Here is an 18,615-nt window from a genome sequence, read left to right on the forward strand (position 1 = left end):
GGCAGGCAGAAGGGCCCCGGGCAGGTGGAAGGGGGCGCCGCGGTGCGCGGCGCCCCCTCGGGCCCTACTCCTTCACCGGCTCCAACCGCCACCACTGGGCGGGGGAGTCGGTGTCCTCCCACTGCCTGGCGTCACCGGCCTCGTCCACTTCCAGGGCGAGGCCGCTGATGAACGCGGTGAGCGTCACCGTGCCCGGCGCGGCCGGGTCGAGGTGCCGCTCGACCAGCCACTCCTGGGCACCGAAGTTGTTCGCCTTCCACTGCTGGATCCGTGCGCCGTTCTCGGTGTCGGCGTTGGCCACGTCGAGCCGCTTGCCGCTGTGCGCGTTCACCACGTGGTAGAGGCTCGCGCCCTCGTGCACCGGGGCGATGCGCCAGTGCTGCGAGGCGGCGCCGGTCTCCGCGCCCTGCTGCACCTTGGCGCCGCTGCCCTTCGCTCCCCCGTACACCTCCAGGACCAGCCCGCTGCCGATGTTGCGCAGCAGGTACAGCCCCTCCGGGACCGGTTCGACGGGCCCGGCCGCGCTCACGCGCCGACGTCGAAGGTCGCCGGGTCGGGGCCCAGGCGCTTGCCCTCGTCCAGCGCTGCGAACGCGGCGAGGTCGTCGGCGTCCAGCTCGAAGCCGAAGACGTCGATGTTCTCCTGGATGCGGGAGGGGGTCACCGACTTCGGGATGACCACGTTGCCCGTCTGGAGGTGCCAGCGCAGCACCACCTGGGCGGGGGTCCTGCCGTGCTTCTGGGCGATCGCGACGACCGTCGGGACCTCCAGGAGGCCCTTGCCCTGACCCAGCGGCGACCAGGCCTCGGTGGCGATGCCGTGCTCCGCGTGGAAGGCGCGCAGCTCGGCCTGGGCGAGCTGGGGGTGCAGCTCGACCTGGTTGACGGCCGGGACCACGGAGGTCTCGGCGATCAGCCGCTCCAGGTGGGCGGGGAGGAAGTTGGAGACGCCGATGGCCCTGGTGCGGCCGTCGGCGAGCAGCTTCTCGAATGCCTTGTACGTGTCGACGTACGCGTCCTTCATCGGCAGCGGCCAGTGGACGAGGTACAGGTCCACGTGGTCGAGGCCCAGCTTGTCGAGCGAGGCGTCGAAGGCGCGCAGCGTCGAGTCGTAGCCCTGCTCGCTGTTCCACAGCTTGGTGGTGACGAAGAGCTCGTCACGGGGGAGGCCGGAGGCGGCGATCGCCTGGCCCGTGCCCTTCTCGTTCTCGTAGATGGCAGCGGTGTCGATGCTCCGGTACCCGGCCTCGATGGCCGTGCCGACCGCCTTCGCGGCCTCGTCGTCGGGCACCTGCCAGACGCCGAAGCCGAGCTGCGGCATCTCGACGCCGTTGTTGAGGGTGATGGAGGGGACCTTGCTCACGAGCGGTCGATCCTTACGTCGTCGGTTGGTACTCCCATGGTCAACGTGCGGGAGGGTGATCGCATTCCCGGGACCGGCGGGCCTGCCGGGCGGTACGCTTTCCTCACTGAACTTGGCCTTCGGGGGAGGCAGTTGAGGATGGGGACACCACCGGCCGCACCATCACCCGCACCACTGCCCGCGGCGCGTCCGACCGACAGCCACGGCAGACGCGACCTGCGGAACCTGCGGAACAGGCCCTTCCCGGCCCTCACCGCGGACACGCTCCGTGACCGGAACCAGGCGCTCCAGCTGATCAGGGACTGGGCCGAGCGGGAGGCCGAGGAGGCCATCGACTGGTACTTCCGGGACAAGCGCCTCAAGCGCGTCGGGTCCCGGATCGTCCGCGGCCTGACCGTCGCGCTCGCCGTCGCGGGCACCGCGGTGCCGCTCGCCGACGCGGCGAACGGGGGAGGGGCCCAGGGCTGGGGGTACGTCCTGCTCGCGGTGGCCGCGGGCTGCAAGGGCTTCGACCACTTCTTCGGGCTCTCGTCCGGCTGGATGCGCGACATCGCGGCGGCCCAGGCACTACAGGGCGAGCTGAGCCGGTTCCGGATGGCCTGGTCGGGCGAGCTGCTGCGCGGCGGCGACGGGCCGCTGGAGCCCGCCGCGCTGGAGCGGCGGCTGAAGCTGATCACCCGGCTCGTGACGGCGGTGCGCACGCACGTGGAGTCGGAGACCGCGGACTGGCTGACCGAGTTCCGGTCCACCGCGCAGCAGCTCCAGGCGCAGGCGCCGCCGCAGCTGGAGCGCTGAGGGCGGGGAGCGCACGGTGCCCGAGTGGATGTTCACGGTCGTCTCCCGGGAGGGGGCGGAGCGGGACGTGGTGGTGGAGGCGACGGACGCCACGCCCGTCCTTGAGGTCGCGCGGGCGCTGGCGGTGCTCCTGCCCGAGCTGGCCGGGGGCGGCATGCTGTACGACGGGCCGCGGCGCCTGTCCGGGACGATGGGGGACTTCCCGGTGCTGGACGGCGCGCGCGTCGGTTTCGGCGCGCCCCTTCCGCCGCCGCTTTCCGTGCGGAGCCTGACCGGCAGAGGGCTGCGGAGCATCCTGGCAGGGGAAGGGGAGGCGGGACGGCGCCCCGGCGGTTTCGTCGTGCCCGAGGCACCCCCCTTCGCGGCGGGGGACGCCGTCGACTGGCGGGTGCAGCGCGAGGAGAAGGTGCGGAACGAGCTGAAGGGTGCCTTCTGGCTGACTCCGCGCGGTCGGCGCCGGAGGCAGACGCGCCTGGACAAGGCGGTCACAGCCGTGCACCACTTGTCCGTACCGGAACCGGAGAACATCTTCATGGGCGAACTCTGGGGGTTGAGGCCGCCGGTCCACGCCGCGCCCCTGGAGGTGCGGCTCGGGCAGCGCGCGGGCCGGGTCAGGCTGCGGCGCGGGCTGACGCGCGCGCACGACCCGGTCACCGTCGACCTCGCGGACCACCAGGTCCTGGGCATCGCCGTGCCGAGCGGCGTCCGGCGGTCGCTCGCCGCCTGGATCGTGGTCCAGCTCGCGCTGCGCAGACGCCCGTCCGAGGTGAAGGTGCGGGTCCTGGCGGGCGCCCAGTACGCGGACGCCTGGCGGTTCGCGCGCTGGCTGCCCGCGACGCGGACCGGGGACGCCCCCACGGTGAGCCGCGACATCGAAGGGCACGTACGCCAGGTCAACGAACTGCTGCGGGAGTTCGCGGACCGCGAGCGGGGCGGTCCCGAGCCGCCGTGGACCGTGGTGGTGCTGGACGGGGCCGAGCTGTCGGCCGCCCGCTCCTCGCTGCTGGCCCTCCTCGAAAGGGGGCACCTGGCCAACATGCGCTTCGTCTACCTGGAGGCGCGGGCCGACCGGCTTCCGCCGCACTGCACCGCGGTCGTCACGGGAGACCACTACGGCATGGAGCTGCGCGGCTCGGCCGGACCCGACCGGACCGGCTGGCGGGCCGACACCGTCACCGACGCCTGGCTCGACGCCACCGCCCGCGCCCTGGCGCCGCTGCGGGACGCGAGGGCGAGGTCCGGCGCGGGGGCCCGCGGCACCAGGCTGACCGACCTGGTCGGCGCGCCCGCGTCCGACCCCGCCGAACTGCTGAGGGCCTGGGCCGCCGAGCCCCGGTCGCCGGCCGCGGTGGTGGGCGTCGCCCAGGGCGGGCCGGTCGTCGCCGACCTGGACAGGGACGGCCCCCACGCCCTGGTCGCGGGAACGACGGGCTCGGGCAAGACGCACTTCCTGCGCACCTGGATCGCCTCGCTGGCCCTGCGCAACCGGCCGGACGAGCTGAACTTCCTGCTGATCGACTACAAGGGCGGGGCCGCGTTCGGCCCCTGCGCCGGGCTTCCGCACACCAACGGCGTGGTGAGCTGGCTCGACGCGGAGCAGGCCGACCGGCTGGCCCGGCTGCTGGAGGCGGAACTGCGCCGCCGGGCCGTCGTGCTCCAGGACGCGGGCGCGCGCGACTTCGGCGACTACGCGGGGCGACGTGCCGGGCGGCGAGCCGGGCGGCGCGAACTCCCCGCGCTGCCCCGGCTCGTGATCGTGGTCGACGAGACGGCGACACTCGTCGAGGACCGCCCGGAGTTCGTGGCCGCGCTGGTCGCGATCGCGCGCCGGGGCCGCCCGCTCGGCGTGCACCTGCTGCTGGCCACGCAACAGCCGGGGAAGGGCTTCCCGCCCGCGGTGCACGAGACCGCCAACCTGCGCATCGCCCTGCGGCTGGCCGACCGCGGAGAGAGCATGGACTTCATCGACGCGCCCGACGCCGCCTCCCTGGGCCGCGGCGACCGCGGCGAGGCCCTGCTGCGGACCGGCGGCGAGGCCCTGGTCAGGATGTCGACGGCGTCCACCTGGCTGCGCGACCCGGGCAGGGCGGGCCCGGTGGCCGCCGAAGTGGGCTGGGTGCGGCCGGGCCGCACGACCCGCCACAGGTCGCTGAAGGACGAGCCGGCCCACGAAGGGCCGGACGACCTCGACGTGCTGGTCTCCACGGTCTGCACCGCGGCCGCCGAGCTCGACGTGCCGCCGCAGCTCGCCCCCTGGCTGCGCCCGCTCGAACCGGTGGTGCTGCTGAGCCAGGTGGAGCCCGCCGCCGCGGGCCGGGACGCCGCACCGATCGCGTACGGCATCGAGGACGTGCCGAGCGAGCTGGCCCGCCGCCCCGCGGTGCTCGACCTCACCAAGGGGGGAGGGGCGGTGGTCTTCGGCACCCCGGGCAGCGGCAGGTCGCAGATGCTGCGTACGCTCGCCGCCTCGGCGGCGCTGCTGCACAGCCCGGCCGACCTCCACGTCCACGGGCTCGACTTCGGGGACGGCGCCCTCGGGGCGCTGGCCGAGCTGCCGCACTGCGGAACCCTGGCCGCCCTCGACCAGCCGGACCTGGTGATGCGGCTGCTGAACCGGCTCGCCGCGGAACTGCGCAGGCGGCAGGAGCTGTTCGCGGCCGGGGGCTTCAAGTCCATGGTCGACCAGCGCGGCGTGACGACGGGCGGGCGCAGGCTGCCGTACCTGCTGGTGCTGGTCGACGACTGGTTCGCGCCGTGCGGGAGCTGGCCGGCCGAACAGACCCAGCAGGTCATGGGCGACCTCAGGTCGCTCTTCGAGCGCGGCCCGCGGTACGGGATCCACCTGGTGATGGCGGGTTCGCGGGGCCTGCGCTTCCGTCCCGGCACCCCTGAAGACACGCGCGCCTTCACCGTCGAGGCGATCCGGGACGTCGTCCGCGCCGCCACGGTCCTGGACCTGGACGCGGACATCCCGGGGCGGGTCAAGCGCGAGGCGGGCTCCGGCGAGATCCAGGTCGCCCTCCTGCCGGGCGACCCCACGCGCCGGGGCCAGGAGCGGGCGCTCACGGAGATCGGCCGGGCGGCGCGCGAGCGGTACGCCGACGTGACGGCCGCCCAGCTGCCCTTCCGCATCGAACGCACCTCGCTCGTCGCCGACCGGTTCACGGTGGGCAGCGGCACGGGACGGCCCGTCGGCCGCGAGGACGTACTCGCCCACCTGCGCGACCTGTACGCGTCCGGCACCTCCGCCGCGCTGCTCGGCCAGCGCAGGGCGGGCAAGACCTGGGTGCTGCGCGAACTGGCCGACCGGCTCAGGGCGGACGGCGTGCCCGGCGTCCACCGGGTCGTCCTGCCGCTCCCCGACGACCACGAGGCGCCCGTGAACACGCCCGACGGGCTCGCCCGCAGCCTCGACCGCGAGGTGTGGAGCCACGAGCGGCCCGCCGAAGCGCTCCTGGACAAGGCGGAGGGGCGCGGCGGCACCGAGCGCCTGGTGTTCCTGCTGGACGAGGTCGGGCGGCTCACGGGATACCACCCCGCCGCCGTCTCCTGGCTGCGCGACCTGGGCCAGGCGGGCGCCTGGATCGTCTACACCGGCACCCACAAGGACTGGGGGAGCGTGGTGCGCTGGGCGCTCCAGTGGCCGGGCTCCAGCTTCGGCAACGACGTGCTGCGGCGGGACCTGGGGCCGCTCGAAGAGCGCGACGCCCTGCGCTTCCTCGTCGGCACCGCGGCCAACCTCGGCGTGGAGATCGCCCCCGAGCGCGGCGGCGCCGACGTCCTCAGCCTCGTCGGCACCTGGCCGTTCTACCTCCAGGTGGTGGGCGACGCCGTGGTCCGCGCCGTCCAGAGCGGGAAGCTGACGCACTTCGCGGGCCGGGCCGCGCTGCGCCGCCTGGTGGACGACTGCCTGCTGGACGGCTGGGCCTCGCACTTCGAAGGGCGCTGGGCCGAGATCGAACCGGCGGGCCGCGCCGGGCTGCTGCTGGCACCCGGGCGCGTACCGGTCCGGCTCGCGGGCGCGCAGCGGGCCGACCTGGTCGACGTCGGACTGCTCAGCTCCGGCGCGGCACTGCCCGACCTGCCGTTCTACGACTGGATCGCCAGGAACGAATCCGCACTGCGCGAGGGGAACGCGTCCCGATGAACGACTACCGGGCCGGCCGGTCCTACCAGCCGGACCTCGACGTCCGCTTCGCCGACGGCACCGCGCCGGCGTGGGCGGTGCCGCTGACCACCGCGTCGCTGCCCAACGGCCCCGCCTGGCTGGTGGTGATGGGCCGCCGCGCGGGCAAGACCTGGCTCGCGCACGCGGTGCAGCGGGCCAGGGGGAGCGGCGCGACGCTCCGGGTCGATCTGCGCGGGGGCGACCGGGAGGTGCGCCGCAAGCGGCTCCAGTGCCTCGTCGGAGGCAAGGGGAAGCCCGGTCTCACGGAGGGGCAGCTGCTGCTCGTCGACGAGCCCGCACTGGCCCGCCCCGGGGCCGCCGGAGCCGACCCGGCGCTGCTCGCGGAGGGCCTGTGGGCGGTGCGGGAGACCGGCGCCGTGCCCGTGGTGTTCGCCACCCCGGCCGAGCACCGGCTCCTCGTGCCCTGCCTCGGTGCCGACGCGCCCAAGGACGTGGTGCGCCCGCCCGCGCTCGACCGGGCGGAGTGCGCGCGGTTCGCCGCCAGGGCGCCGGAGTGGGCCGACGCGGTCGTACGGGGGCTGCGGGCCCACGAGGAGGGCTGGACGCTCGTGCCCTTCCTGCTCGAACTCGCCCTTCAGGTCGCGGAAGGGCAGCCGCGGCTCAGGGACGACCCGGCGGCCCTGGCGCGGGCGGCCGTCGAGGAGGCCGTCAGCAGGCACGCCTACGTGGAGCAGTGGTTCCGCGACGGGCTCGCCCCCGAGCACCGGGCGGCCCTGCGCTCCGCCCGGTGGCGGACCGCGGGGCTCGGCGAGTGCGTGGGCCGCGAGCGCCCCGACACCGCGATCGAACAGGACCCGGTCCTCGCGCGGCACCTGCCCGAGGTGCTGCGCGTCCACCAGATCTCGGACCTGCACCACGGGGGCAGCCTGCGCTCCACCGTCGACGCCAAGGACACGTCGCGGGCCGGGCGGCTGCTCGCCTCGCTCGCGGGCGACGGCACCCCGATGGACAGCTACCTGGCCCACCTGCGCAGACTCGCCGACACCGGCCGCGCCCCGCACCTGGTGGTCGTCACGGGCGACGTGGTGAACCTGCCCGAGGACGAGTACGGCGCGCAGGCCGCCGACTGGCTGGCCGAAGTGCGGGCGCTCCTCGCCGACCACCGGGACCTGCGGGAGGAGGATCCGCGCGTCGTGCTGGTCGGCGGCAACCACGACGTCTCCTGGGACCTGTGCCTGGCCCCGGGGCCCGAGGCCAGGCACGCCTGGTTCGCCCGGGTCTTCGACGCCTACCCCCACCCCGACCTGCACCTGGCCGACCACGCGGCGCGGCGGCTGTACGTGAGGTACCCGCTGGCCCAGCTGCGCATCGCGCTGCTCGGCTCGGCCGAGTCCGGCGGGGAGCCCGTGCACGACGGGGACCGGGCCCGGCTGGAGGAGCACATGGCGCGGTTCGTGGCCGTCGCGGACGACCGCGACGGCGAGGAGGCCGTACGGCTCATCAAGGGGTTCGAGCGCTACGACCCGGCGGTCGTCGCGCGCGGGGTGCTGGACCGGCTGGCGCCCGAGCCCGGGTACGTGTCGATCGCGGCGCTGCACCACCCGCTGTCGCCCGTCCCCGCGGTCGAGGTCGCGCCCTACTCGGGCCTGCTCAACGCGGGGCAGACGAAGCGGGCGCTGTCGGCGGCCGAGACGGCGCTCGTCCTGCACGGCCACACCCACCTGGGCTTCGCCGCCGCCGAGCGGCTGTTGCTCGGCGGGCGCGAGGCCGACTGGACGATGCGGATCGCGGGCGCGCCGACGCTCGGCTCCAAGGAGTCCGACGAACAGAACGGCTACAACGAGGTGTTCGTCGCCCGCGAGGGCCGGGAGCACGTCCTGGCGCTGCGGGTGGTGCGGTTCGACGGCGGACAGTGGGAGGCGGGCCCGCCGATCGCCTTCCGGCCGGGCGAGGCGCGGGAGCGGCCACCGGCCGAGCTGTGCACGGACGCCGGGCAGCCGCTCTTCGGCTAGCCGCCCCGCCCCGCCCCAGCAGGACCGCCCCGCCCCGGCAGGACCGCCCCGCCCCGGCGGGACCGGCCGGTCACGGGAGGCTCGGCCGCTCGTACAGCGCGTCCACCTCCGCCCGGTACGCCGCCTCGATCGCCCTGCGCTTCAGTTTCAGGGACGGCGTCAGCAGCCCGTGCTCCTCGCTGAACGGGTGCGCCAGGATCCGGAACGTCCTGATCGACTCCGCCTGGGACACCAGCGTGTTCGCCGTGACCACCGCCCGCCGGATCTCCTTCTCCAGTTCCGGATCGCGCACCAGTTGCTCCGCCCGCATCGGCGGCTCGTCGCGCATCCGCAGCCAGTGGTCCACGCCCTCCTGGTCGATGGTCACCAGCGCCGCGACGTACGGTCGGTCGTTGCCGACCACGATGCACTGCGCCACCAGCGGATGCGCCCGCACCCGCTCCTCAAGCGCGACCGGCGACACGCTCTTGCCGTTCGACGTCACCAGGATCTCCTTCTTCCGCCCGGTGATCGTCAGGTAGCCGTCCTCGTCCAGCGCCCCCAGGTCCCCGGTGGCCAGCCAGCCGTCGCGCAGCACCGCGGCCGTCGCGTCGGGCTCGCCGAGGTACCCGGCGAAGACCTGCGGGCCGTGCACCCACACCTCGCCGTCCTCCGCGATGTGCACCGTCGTGCCGGGAACCGGCTGCCCGACCGTGCCGTACCGCACCCGCTCCGGCGGGTTCGCGGTGACCGCCGCCGTCGTCTCGGTCAGCCCGTACCCCTCGTACACCGTCACCCCGGCGCCCCCGAAGAACAGCCCGAGCCCGCGCTCCATCGCCGAGCCGCCGGACATCGCGTGCCGCACCCGGCCGCCCAGCGCCTCGCGGACCCTGCCGTAGACGACCTTGTCGAAGAACTGGTGCCGCACCCGCAGCGCGGCCGAAGGGCCGGGGCCGAGCCCGAACGCCCGGTGCTCCAGCGCCTCCGCGTACCGCACCGCCACCTCCTCGGCCTTCTCGAAGGGGCCGAGCCTGCCCTCCTCCTCGGCCCTGCGCCGCGCCGCCGCGTACACCTTCTCGAAGACGTACGGCACGGCCAGCACGAACGTCGGCCGGAACGCCTGGAGGTCGGGCAGCAGCGCGCCCGCAGAGAGCGTCGGCTGGTGGCCGAGCTTCACCCGGGCCCGTACCGCGGCGACCTCCACCATCCGCCCGAAGACGTGCGCGAGCGGCAGGAACAGCAGCGTGGACGCCTCGTCGCCGGGCCGGGTGTGGAAGACCGGCTCCCAGCGCCGGACGACGGTGTCCGTCTCGTACGTGAAGTTCGCGTGGGTCAGCACGCAGCCCTTGGGGCGGCCGGTCGTGCCCGACGTGTAGATCACGGTCGCCACCGAGTCGGGCGTCACCGCGCGCCGGTGCCGGTGCACCACGTCGTCCGCGATGTGCTCGCCGGCCGCGAACAGCTCGCCCACCGCGCCGCCGTCCAGCTGCCACAGCCGCTTGAGGTGCGGCAGCCGGTCGACGACCGACCCGACGGTCATCGCGTGGTCCTCGTGCTCGACCAGCACCGCCGACACCTCGGCGTCGTGCAGCATCCAGTGGACCTGCTCGGCCGACGACGTCGGATAGACGGGCACGGGCTGCGCGCCGACCGTCCAGAGCGCGAAGTCGAAGAGGGTCCACTCGTAGCGGGTGCGGGACATCAGGGCGACCCTGTCGCCGAACCTGACCCCGTGCGCGATGAGCCCCTTGGCCAGCGCCAGCACCTCGTCGCGGAAGGTCGCCGCGGACACGTCGGTCCAGTGCCCGTCCTCGGACTTGCGGCCGAGCGCGACCCGGTGCGGATCGCTGTCGGCGTTGTCGAACACGGCGTCCGCAAGGCCACCGGCCTGCGGCTGCGCCGCCAGCGGTGGGACAGTGAACTCGCGCAATGGCCTGCTCCTCGTGGCGCTCCGCACAGCGAGCCGCGACGCTACCCCACGGGACCGGCCCGCGGGAGGGGCTCCGGAGGCCTGGTGAGGCCCGGTGCCAAGAGCATTGCCACAGGTCAGGCGGTGAAACCCCGGCACAAAGGGGGAAGACGGGACGCGCTCCCGGCCGACGGGCAAGGAGCGCGCGCCCGAATCTCCATCAAATCTGTACTACGTGCTCACGCGCCGCCCGGAGACGCCGGGGCCCCGGCGCCGACCGCGGGCACGCCGTCCCCCCGGTCCCGCTCCGACTCTGCCTTCGCCTCCGTCTCTGCCTCCGGCCCCGGCGACCGCACCCATGCCAGTGCCGCGAGGCCCCCGACGAGCCCCAGCACCCCAGCCGCCGTCAGCGCCCCGTCGAGCCCCGAGGCGAAGGCCGTGCGCAGCACCTCGTCCGGCACCGTGCCGCGCAGCGCCGCCGCCCCGCCGCCCGCCAGCTCCCTGGCCGCCCCGCCGTCGTGCAGCACGTCGGTCATCCGGCTCGTCGCCACCGTGCCGAACACCGCGATCCCCAGCGCGAAGCCGAGCTGCCTGAACGTGTTGACCGCGCCGCCCGCCATCCCCGAGTGCCGCGCGGGCACCGAGGCCAGCGCGGCCCCGCCGAGCGCGGGCGACACCAGCCCCACGCCGACCCCGCTCACCGCGAGGCCCGCCGAGAGCGACGCCCAGCCCGAGTCCGCGTCCAGCACGGCCTGCCCCAGCGTCCCGCCGCCGATCAGCAGCAGTCCGCCGCCGAGCACGAACCGGGCCTGCGCCCCGTGCAGCAGCCGCCCGCCGGCCGCAGCGACCACGAACGACACCGCGGCCAGCGGCAGCAGCGCCAGCCCCGCCCGCACCGGGCTCAGCCCCAGCACCGTCTGGAGCCACACCGAGACGTACGGCATCACGCCGAACGCCGCCGCGTTGTACGCCAGCCCCGCCACCAGCACCGTCACGAACGCCCCGCGCCGCAGCAGCGACAGGTCGAGCAGCGGGTCCACCGCCCGCCGCTCGGCCCGGCCGAACAGCACCAGCGCGACCGCCGCCACGCCGAACACCGCGAGCGTCCGCCCCGACGTCCAGCCCTCCTCGCCCGCCCGCACGGCCGCGTACGTCGTCGCCCCCGCGAACAGCGCGAACGCCGCCGCGCCCGCCAGGTCGAGCCGCCGCGTCCCGCGCGCGCCGTCCGGCGCCACCGCGTTCAGCGTCAGCCAGATCGCCACCGCGCCCACCGGCACGTTCATGAAGAAGATCCACTCCCAGCCCAGGCCCTGCGTCAGCACCCCGCCCAGCACGGGCCCGAGCGCCGCGGCGGCGCCGCTGACCGCGCCCCACATGCCGAGCGCGAACGACCGGTCCCGGCCCCGGTAGGCCGCGCCCAGCAGGGACAGCGTCGTGGCGAACATCGCGGCGGCCCCGAGCCCCTGCACGCCCCGCATCGCCACCAGCGCGCCCGTGCCCGGCGCCAAGCCGCAGCCGACCGAGGCCAGGGTGAAGAGCGCGGTCCCCGCCGCGTACACCCGCCGCCGCCCCAGCACGTCGGCCGCCGCGCCCGCGCCGAGCAGCAGCGCCGCCAGCACCAGCGCGTAGACGTCGATCACCCACTGCAGTCCGGTGAGCGAGGCGCCCAGCTCACCCGCGATGTCGGGCAGCGCGACGATCACGATCGTCACGTCCAGCAGCAGCATGAACGTCCCCAGACAGACCGCGACGAGCGGCCCCCACTTGCGCATGACTCTCTCCCTCGTACGTCGGCGTCCTGCCCCCGTACGATCGGCCCACCGGTCGGAGTCCCACCGATCCGGTCGCCATCGGCGACGAAAACCGACACGAGACGAGCCCCGTGCGATGAATTCCGACACCCTCGACGCACTCGACCGGCGCGTGCTCCAGGCCCTGGACATCGCGGGCCGCGCCCCCTTCAGCCGGATCGGCGCGGTCCTCGGCGTCTCCGACCAGACCGTCGCCCGCCGCTACCGCAGGCTGCGCGAGCTGGCCGGGCTGCGGATCGTCGCGGTCCGCGACGGCACCCGGCTCGGCGAGGACAGCTGGCTGCTGCGGCTGCGCTGCACGCCCGACGCGGCCGAACCCCTGGCCAGGGCGCTCGCCAGGCGTCGGCGCACCGCCTGGATCGGGCTCGCGTCGGGCGGCACCGAAGTGGTCGGCATGACCCTGCCCCGCTCCCGGGACGAACACGACGAACTGATCCTCGGCAGGCTCCCGCGCACCCCGAGCATCGTGGAGATCCGCGCCCACCAGATGCTGCACCGCTTCTACGGCGGCCCCACCGGCTGGCTGTCCAAGCGCGACTACCTCACCCCCGGGGAGATCGCCGCCCTGGCGCCGCCCGCCGCCGACCCCGCGGGCCCGCCGCCCGTCCTCACCCCCGAGGACGACCGGCTGATCGCGGCCCTGGAGCAGGACGGCAGGGCGAGCGTCGAGGAACTGCGCAGGGCCACGGGGCGCACCGAGTCGTCCGTGCGCCGGGCCCTGGACCAGCTCCTCGCGTCAGGCGCGCTCTTCATCGACGTGCAGTTCGACTCCGCGGCCATCGGCCACGACACCAGGGCCGTCCTGTGGATCACGACGGCGCCCGCCGCGCTCGACGAGGTCGGCCGGGCCGTGGCGACCCACCCCGAGGTCGCCTTCGTCTCCGCCACCGCGGGCCACTGCAACCTCGTCGCGGTGGTCGTCTGCGCCGACACCGCGGACGTCTACCGGTACGTCAGCGGGCGCCTCGGTAGCCTGCCCGGGGTCCAGCACATCGACAGCGCGCCCATCCTCAGGACCGTCAAGCAGCTGACGTACGAGGAGACGCACCGCGCCAGGAGCTGAGGGCCCGTGTCCGAACCCGGGCCGGGCGCACGCCGCCCGGCCCGCGCGCCGCTCCGACCCAGGTTCAGACACAGGCCGACACGCGTGCACGCGGGTTGGTTGGTGGCACGGCTCACGCGCGGGCCGCCGGCCGCGCGCGGTGCAGCCGGTCCCCGCCCGCCAGCAGCGCCGCCGCCAGCGCGTCCGCCGGGCCCTGCGCGGCGGGCCGCCCGCGCCCGTGCAGCAGCACGAAGTCGACGCCGCCCAGCTCGGGCAGCCCGCCGCGGGCCGGGAGCGGCACGAGCCCCGGCGGCACCAGGCCGCCCGCGTGGACCATCACGCCCAGGCCCGCCCGCGCCGCCGCGATCAGCCCGCTCAGGCTGCCGCTCGTGCACACCACCCGCCACGGCCGGCCGTGCTCCTCCAGCACTTCGAGCGCGCGGGCCCGGGTGATGCCGGGCGGCGGGAAGACGATCAGCGGTACGGGACGCCGCTGATCGAGCCGCAGCCCCGGCGCCCCGATCCAGCACAGCTCGTCCTCCCACAGCAGCTCGCCGTGCGCGTCCCCCGAGCGCCGCTTGGCCAGCACCAGGTCGAGGCGCCCCGCTTCGAGGCGCCGGTGCAGCGTCCCCGAGAGGCCCACCGTCAGCTCCAGGTCCACCTCCGGGTGCTCGCGGCGGAACGACTCCAGGATCTCCGGGAAGCGCGGTGCGAGCACGAAGTCCTCCGACGCCCCGAACCGCAGCCGCCCGCGCAGCCGCGTACCGGTGAAGTAGGCGGCGGCCCGCTCCTGCGCGTCCAGGATCGTCCGCGCGAACCCGAGCATCGCCTCGCCGTCCTCGGTGAGGTCCACCCGGTGCGTGTCCCGGTTGAACAGCGGCCGCCCCACCGCCTCCTCCAGGCGGCGCACGTGCTGGCTCACCGTCGACTGGCGCAGCCCGAGCCGCCGCGCGGCCTGCGTGAAGCTCAGGGTCTGGGCCACGGCCAGGAAGGTGCGCAGCTGCGAGGTCTCGTACATCCCGGCACGCTACCCCGGGTCATCACGGTCCGCGATGACAGTGAGAGCGGTGAGCGGGATTCCCGATGGGGCCGGGCGGGGGGACGATGATCCCATGAACCGCCCCCGCCCCCGCCCCCGCCTCCCCGCTCCGAAACTCCCGCCCTGGCTGCCCCTGGACGCGTACGTACTCGCCCTGATCGGCACCGTGGTCCTCGCGGCCCTGCTGCCCGCTTCGGGCACGGGCGCCCAGGTGGCGAGCGGGACGTCGACGGGCGCGGTGGCCCTGCTCTTCTTCCTCTACGGCGCGCGCCTGTCCGCCCGCGAGGCCCTGGCGGGGCTGCGCCACTGGCGGCTCCACACCACCGTGCTGGCCTGCACCTTCGTGGTGTTCCCGCTGCTCGGCCTGGCCGCGTACGGCCTCGTCCCGTACGTCCTCACCCCCTCTCTGCACAGCGGTCTGCTCTTCCTCTGCCTGGTGCCGTCCACCATCCAGTCGTCCATCGCCTTCACCTCGATGGCCCGCGGCAACGTCCCCGCCGCGATCTGCGCCGGATCCTTCTCCAGCATCGCCGGGATCCTGCTGACCCCGCTGCTCGCCGCCGCGCTCATCGGCGGCGACGCGGGCGGCTTCTCCGCCGATTCGCTGCTGAGGATCGCGCTCCAGCTCCTCGTGCCGTTCCTCGCGGGCCAGCTGCTGCGCGGCCGGGTCGCCGGGTTCCTCGCACGGCACAAGAAGGTCATCGGGTACGCCGACCGGAGCTCGATCCTCCTCGTCGTCTACACCGCCTTCAGCGCGGGCGTCGTCGAGGGCGTCTGGCACCGGGTCGGCCTCGCGCGGCTGGGCGCGCTGCTCGGCGTCGAGGCGGTGCTCCTCGCGGTCATGCTCACGCTCACCTGGTACGGGGCGAAGCGGCTCGGCTTCGGCCGGGAGGACCGGATCGCGATCCAGTTCGCCGGTTCGAAGAAGTCGCTCGCGGCCGGACTGCCCATGGCGAGCGTGCTGTTCGGCGCGGAGGCGGCGGTGGCCGTGCTGCCGCTGATGCTGTTCCACCAGATGCAGCTGATGGTGTGCGCGGTGATCGCGAGGCGCCGCGCGGCGGACGCGCCGGAAGCGATTTCGGAGACCTTGACCCCCATTGCCGACCCCTCGGGCGCCCGCGCCTGACAGGATCTGGTGGGATGGACCCGCACGGAAGGGGGACAAGGGTGATGCTTCACTGGTCGGGGACGGATTCCCGGTTCACTTCGGTAGCGGCGGACACTCCCGCCGAACTCCTCCCGGAGATCGCGGAGATCGTCGCCCACGGCGGTGGACTCCCGCTCTCCCAACCATCGTTCACGCACAGCTTCCTCTCGGACGGCAGCAGACTCGTCGCCCGGGGCGGCGACGGCGACGGCGACGTGACCGCCGTGCGGCTCGCCCCGGGCGTCGTGGTCCCGCTGCTCCCGATAGAACTGTGGGAGTCGCCCGCCCTCGGCGAGCTCAGGCCGGGCAGGCGGCTCAACCGCGTCGGCCTCACCGTCTTCGCCCGCTCCAGGTCCGCGCACCTCGCCGCGTTCGTCGCCGACGTCCGCGCGCTGTACGAGTCGCCGGACGCGCCCCGGGTGGTCGTCGTCGAGCGCGAGGAGTCCGACGCCGTGCAGTGGATCGCGATCGCCAGCTCCGTGCTGCCGCGCGAGGCCGCGCACGGGCTCACCTTCGCCTCGTACACCCCGAGCCCCGGCACGGCGCCGCAGCGGCTGGTCGGCACCTCGCCCGACGTGGACGTCGACCTCCTGGACGGCGGGCTGCGCGTCCACGACTGCGCCCGCGGCCTGCCGGGCGCCGGGCGCACCGACCCCTGGGCGGGCGTCGCGGCCGCCGTGTGGCTCGCGGGCCTGCCGAAGCTCTTCGCGCTCGCCGCACGGCTGCCGGGAGAGGGCCCCTTCGACGCGGACCGGCTCGCCGCGCTCGCCGCGTCCCGCTGCGTCGCCCTCGACTCGGTGGGCCGCACGGCCGCGGCCCGCTGGGCGGAGCGGCACGGCGAGGAGCACGGCGCGGAGTTCTGGGGCCCGCTGCTGGTGACGCTCGCCGAGGGCGACGGCGACGCGCGCTCGCCCGAGGAGTGGGCGGCGCAGGCCCGACTGGCGCACCAGATGGCCCTGATGACGGAGCACCAGGCGACGGACCAGCTGAAGGCCGACCTGACGAAGGCGCTGACGTGGGTGGACGCGGGGGAGGCGGAGCTGGTCCGGGACCTCAGCGCCCTGGCCGAGGCGCTGAAGGTCCCCGTGCCGCAGTCGCTGCGGGCGGCCGTCGCGGTGACGGCCGTCGCAGTGGTGGCGGCGCCCGAGGAGGCGGGGGCAGGCCTCGTACGGGAGATGGGCGCGGTCCCCGCGGGGGAGCCGTGGTCGGCTCCGGAAGCGGAGCCCGAGCCGGTCGTGGAGCCCGAGCCGGACGCGGATCTCGCGGATCTCGCGGATCTCATGGATCTCGCGGACGAGGAGGACATTCCCGTACGGGACCTGCGGGTCGCCCCGGCCCCTGAGGCCGCTCCCGCTCCCGCCCCTGAGGCCGTTCCGCCCGCTCCGCCCGTAGTGCCGCTGCCCGCCTCGCTCTTCCAGAACCTGCCGGCCTCCGTACCGTTCCCGATCCCGCTGCCGACGCAGGCCCCGCCCGCCGAACCCGAACCCGAGGCCGGACCCGAGACCGACTCCGGGTCCGAAGCCGGGGCGGAACCCGATTCCGAGCCCGAGCCCGAGCCCGAGCCCGACCCCGCCGCCGACGTGCGGCGGTTCCACGCGCTCGTGGGCGGCGCGGGCCCCGAGGCCGCCGGGCGGGCCGAAGTGCTGACCGCGGCCCACCGGAAGGTCTGGGGCGCCCGCCCCATGCGCACCGACGAGGCACGGACCCTCCTCCACCAGGTCGGCCCCGAATGGCTCGTCGCGTCCGGCATAGACGTCGACCTCATCGCGACCGCGACCACGGCCCCCGTCGACGACCCGCAGGCCCCCGAGCTCGCCGCCGACCTGGTGCGCTTCGTCCCACGGAGCCTGGACTCCAGGCGCCGCGCGGGCCTCGCGCTGCTGCACCTCGCGGGCCGCATGGAGAACGGCACGGCCGACGCGGGCTTCACGCAGGAGGCCGTCACCCTGTACCGCACCGCGCAGCCCCTGGAGCCCGTCACCGCGCTGCGCGCGAGGACCGCGCTCGCCCGCGCGCTGCTCGACGAGGGGCTTCCGACGGGTGAGCTGGAGCACCTGGCCTTCTCGGCGCACGCCGACCTGATCGCGGCGTACGCCGGTGCCGCCCGCGAGGAGCCGGTGGGCCACCGGATCGCGGACTCGCCCGCGTACGCCGCCTTCTGCTACCTCAGCTGGTCGATGGCGCCGGGCCTGAACGCCCTGTGGGAGAAGACCCGCACCGGGCTGCTGGAGGACGTGCTCAGGCAGGCGGTGCGCGAGCAGGAGTCGGCCCGGATCGCGCGCGAGGTCGAGGAGGCGGGCGGGCGCGGCGCGGCGCGGGAGTTCCAGGAGTGGCACCGCCCGAGCAGGATCGCCCGCCTCTTCGGCCGGTAGGACCGGACCCGGTGGGACCGGACACGGTGGGAGCGGGCGGGGTCCGTGAACGGTTCGCGGACCCCGCCCCGCCCCTACAGCTCCAGCCGCTTCTCGCCCGCGTACACGTTCATGGACGTGCCCCGCAGGAAGCCGACCAGCGTCATCCCCGACTCGGCGGCCAGCTCCACCGCGAGGGACGAGGGCGCGGAGACCGAGGCGAGCATCGGGATCCCCGCCATCACCGCCTTCTGGACCAGCTCGAAGGAGGCGCGCCCCGAGACCAGCAGCACCGCGCGCGACAGCGGCAGCCGCCCGTCGCGCTGGGCGCGCCCGACGAGCTTGTCGACGGCGTTGTGGCGGCCGACGTCCTCCCGCACGTCGAGCAGCTCGCCGGTTTCCGAGAAGAGCGCGGCGGCGTGCAGCCCGCCGGTCGTGTCGAAGACGCGCTGCGCGGCGCGCAGCCGGTCGGGCAGCTCGGAGAGCAGCGCGGGCGCGATGCGCAGCGGCGGGCTGTCGGCGACGGGGAAGCGGGTCGCGGTGCGCACGGCGTCCAGGCTGGCCTTGCCGCAGAGCCCGCAGGACGAGGTGGTGTAGACGTTGCGTTCGAGGGTGATGTCGGGGACGGGGACGCCGGGGGCGAGGCGCACGTCCACCACGTTGTAGGTGTTGGTGCCGTCGTCCTTGGCGCCCGCGCAGTACACGATCGACCGCACCTCGTCGGCCGCGCCGACGACGCCCTCGCTGACCAGGAACCCGGCGGCGAGCGCGAAGTCGTCGCCCGGGGTGCGCATGGTGATGGCGAGCGGCTTGCCGTTCAGCCGGATCTCCAGGGGCTCCTCGGCGACGAGCGTGTCGGGGCGGGTGGACACCGCGCCGTCCCTGATGCGCACGACCCTGCGGCGCTCGGTGGCGCGTCCCATGGCCGACCCTCCCTCACTGCCGCGTACGGCTGCCTCGACGGGGTGCCGATGTCCGGTGTTCGCCCCATTCTCGCCGTACGGTACGCGGGGCCGCGCGCCGCCCGGGACGCGCACCC

The 18,615-nt window shown here is 75.1% G+C and carries 12 protein-coding genes; 6 read left to right on the forward strand and 6 right to left on the reverse strand.

Annotated features, from left to right (window positions below):
• Nucleotides 1-64 precede the first annotated feature (64 nt).
• Nucleotides 65-529: an RICIN domain-containing protein gene (locus ACIBNE_RS00725; protein WP_399267959.1), complete on the reverse strand. Its 465-nt coding sequence runs from the start codon at nt 527-529 to the stop codon at nt 65-67.
• The gene (locus tag ACIBNE_RS00730; protein WP_399267961.1) at nt 526-1,362 is read right to left on the reverse strand and encodes an aldo/keto reductase; all 837 of its coding nucleotides are present in this window, start codon (nt 1,360-1,362) and stop codon (nt 526-528) included. The genes ACIBNE_RS00725 and ACIBNE_RS00730 overlap by 4 nt, the downstream gene beginning before the upstream one ends.
• A 138-nt stretch (nt 1,363-1,500) precedes the next feature.
• Between ACIBNE_RS00730 and ACIBNE_RS00735 the strand changes: the two genes are divergently transcribed.
• Genes ACIBNE_RS00735 through ACIBNE_RS00745 form a run of 3 tightly spaced genes read left to right on the forward strand, consistent with a single transcriptional unit; the run spans nt 1,501 to nt 8,298 of the window.
• Nucleotides 1,501-2,157 carry an SLATT domain-containing protein gene (locus ACIBNE_RS00735; RefSeq protein ID WP_399267963.1) on the forward strand — a complete coding sequence of 219 codons (657 nt, stop codon included), beginning with the start codon at nt 1,501-1,503 and terminating at the stop codon, nt 2,155-2,157.
• Nucleotides 2,158-2,173: 16 nt separating this feature from the next.
• Complete coding sequence (locus ACIBNE_RS00740; protein ID WP_399267965.1) at nt 2,174-6,304, forward strand: FtsK/SpoIIIE domain-containing protein; 4,131 nt, start codon at nt 2,174-2,176, stop codon at nt 6,302-6,304.
• Entirely contained in the window at nt 6,301-8,298 is a 1,998-nt protein-coding gene (locus ACIBNE_RS00745; protein WP_399267967.1) for a metallophosphoesterase family protein, read from the forward strand. The genes ACIBNE_RS00740 and ACIBNE_RS00745 overlap by 4 nt, the downstream gene beginning before the upstream one ends.
• A 70-nt stretch (nt 8,299-8,368) precedes the next feature.
• On the opposite strand, the gene ACIBNE_RS00750 is transcribed toward ACIBNE_RS00745, so the two are convergent.
• Together ACIBNE_RS00750 and ACIBNE_RS00755 are read right to left on the reverse strand one after the other, a co-directional pair.
• On the reverse strand, nt 8,369-10,183 hold the full coding sequence (locus ACIBNE_RS00750) for an AMP-dependent synthetase/ligase (RefSeq protein WP_399269983.1): 1,815 nt from the start codon (nt 10,181-10,183) through the stop codon (nt 8,369-8,371).
• Nucleotides 10,184-10,425: 242 nt separating this feature from the next.
• Nucleotides 10,426-11,958, reverse strand: coding sequence for an MFS transporter (locus tag ACIBNE_RS00755; RefSeq protein ID WP_399267969.1), 1,533 nt, complete (start codon nt 11,956-11,958; stop codon nt 10,426-10,428).
• A gap of 115 nt (nt 11,959-12,073) precedes the next feature.
• On the opposite strand from ACIBNE_RS00755, the gene ACIBNE_RS00760 reads away from it, so the two are divergent.
• Entirely contained in the window at nt 12,074-13,060 is a 987-nt protein-coding gene (locus tag ACIBNE_RS00760) for an Lrp/AsnC family transcriptional regulator (protein ID WP_399267971.1), read from the forward strand.
• A 112-nt stretch (nt 13,061-13,172) separates the two neighbouring features.
• Here the strand turns inward: ACIBNE_RS00760 and ACIBNE_RS00765 are convergent, their stop codons facing one another.
• Nucleotides 13,173-14,057 carry a LysR family transcriptional regulator gene (locus ACIBNE_RS00765; RefSeq protein ID WP_399267973.1) on the reverse strand — a complete coding sequence of 295 codons (885 nt, stop codon included), beginning with the start codon at nt 14,055-14,057 and terminating at the stop codon, nt 13,173-13,175.
• Between the two features lie 94 nt (nt 14,058-14,151).
• Between ACIBNE_RS00765 and ACIBNE_RS00770 the strand changes: the two genes are divergently transcribed.
• Complete coding sequence (locus ACIBNE_RS00770) at nt 14,152-15,204, forward strand: bile acid:sodium symporter family protein (RefSeq protein ID WP_399267975.1); 1,053 nt, start codon at nt 14,152-14,154, stop codon at nt 15,202-15,204.
• Nucleotides 15,205-15,248: 44 nt separating this feature from the next.
• On the forward strand, nt 15,249-17,597 hold the full coding sequence (locus tag ACIBNE_RS00775) for a GTPase-associated protein 1-related protein (protein WP_399269985.1): 2,349 nt from the start codon (nt 15,249-15,251) through the stop codon (nt 17,595-17,597).
• A gap of 74 nt (nt 17,598-17,671) precedes the next feature.
• Here ACIBNE_RS00775 and fdhD read toward each other — a convergent pair whose 3' ends face one another.
• A complete protein-coding gene (fdhD, locus tag ACIBNE_RS00780) occupies nt 17,672-18,499 on the reverse strand; it encodes a formate dehydrogenase accessory sulfurtransferase FdhD (RefSeq protein WP_399267977.1) in 828 nt (275 codons plus the stop codon).
• Between the last annotated feature and the right edge of the window lie 116 nt (nt 18,500-18,615).

The organism is Streptomyces sp. NPDC050504 (assembly GCF_044458065.1).
In the GTDB taxonomy this organism is placed as follows: Bacteria; Actinomycetota; Actinomycetes; order Streptomycetales; family Streptomycetaceae; genus Streptomyces.

Excerpts from the sequence above, each read along its gene's own strand:
- ACIBNE_RS00765 (WP_399267973.1), bottom strand. The coding sequence starts at position 14,057 with ATGTACGAGACCTCGCAGCTGCGCACCTTCCTGGCCGTGGCCCAGACC.
- fdhD (WP_399267977.1), bottom strand. The coding sequence starts at position 18,499 with ATGGGACGCGCCACCGAGCGCCGCAGGGTCGTGCGCATCAGGGACGGC.
- ACIBNE_RS00770 (WP_399267975.1), top strand. The coding sequence starts at position 14,152 with ATGAACCGCCCCCGCCCCCGCCCCCGCCTCCCCGCTCCGAAACTCCCG.
- ACIBNE_RS00760 (WP_399267971.1), top strand. The coding sequence starts at position 12,074 with ATGAATTCCGACACCCTCGACGCACTCGACCGGCGCGTGCTCCAGGCC.
- ACIBNE_RS00755 (WP_399267969.1), bottom strand. The coding sequence starts at position 11,958 with ATGCGCAAGTGGGGGCCGCTCGTCGCGGTCTGTCTGGGGACGTTCATG.
- ACIBNE_RS00745 (WP_399267967.1), top strand. The coding sequence starts at position 6,301 with ATGAACGACTACCGGGCCGGCCGGTCCTACCAGCCGGACCTCGACGTC.
- ACIBNE_RS00775 (WP_399269985.1), top strand. The coding sequence starts at position 15,249 with ATGCTTCACTGGTCGGGGACGGATTCCCGGTTCACTTCGGTAGCGGCG.
- ACIBNE_RS00735 (WP_399267963.1), top strand. The coding sequence starts at position 1,501 with ATGGGGACACCACCGGCCGCACCATCACCCGCACCACTGCCCGCGGCG.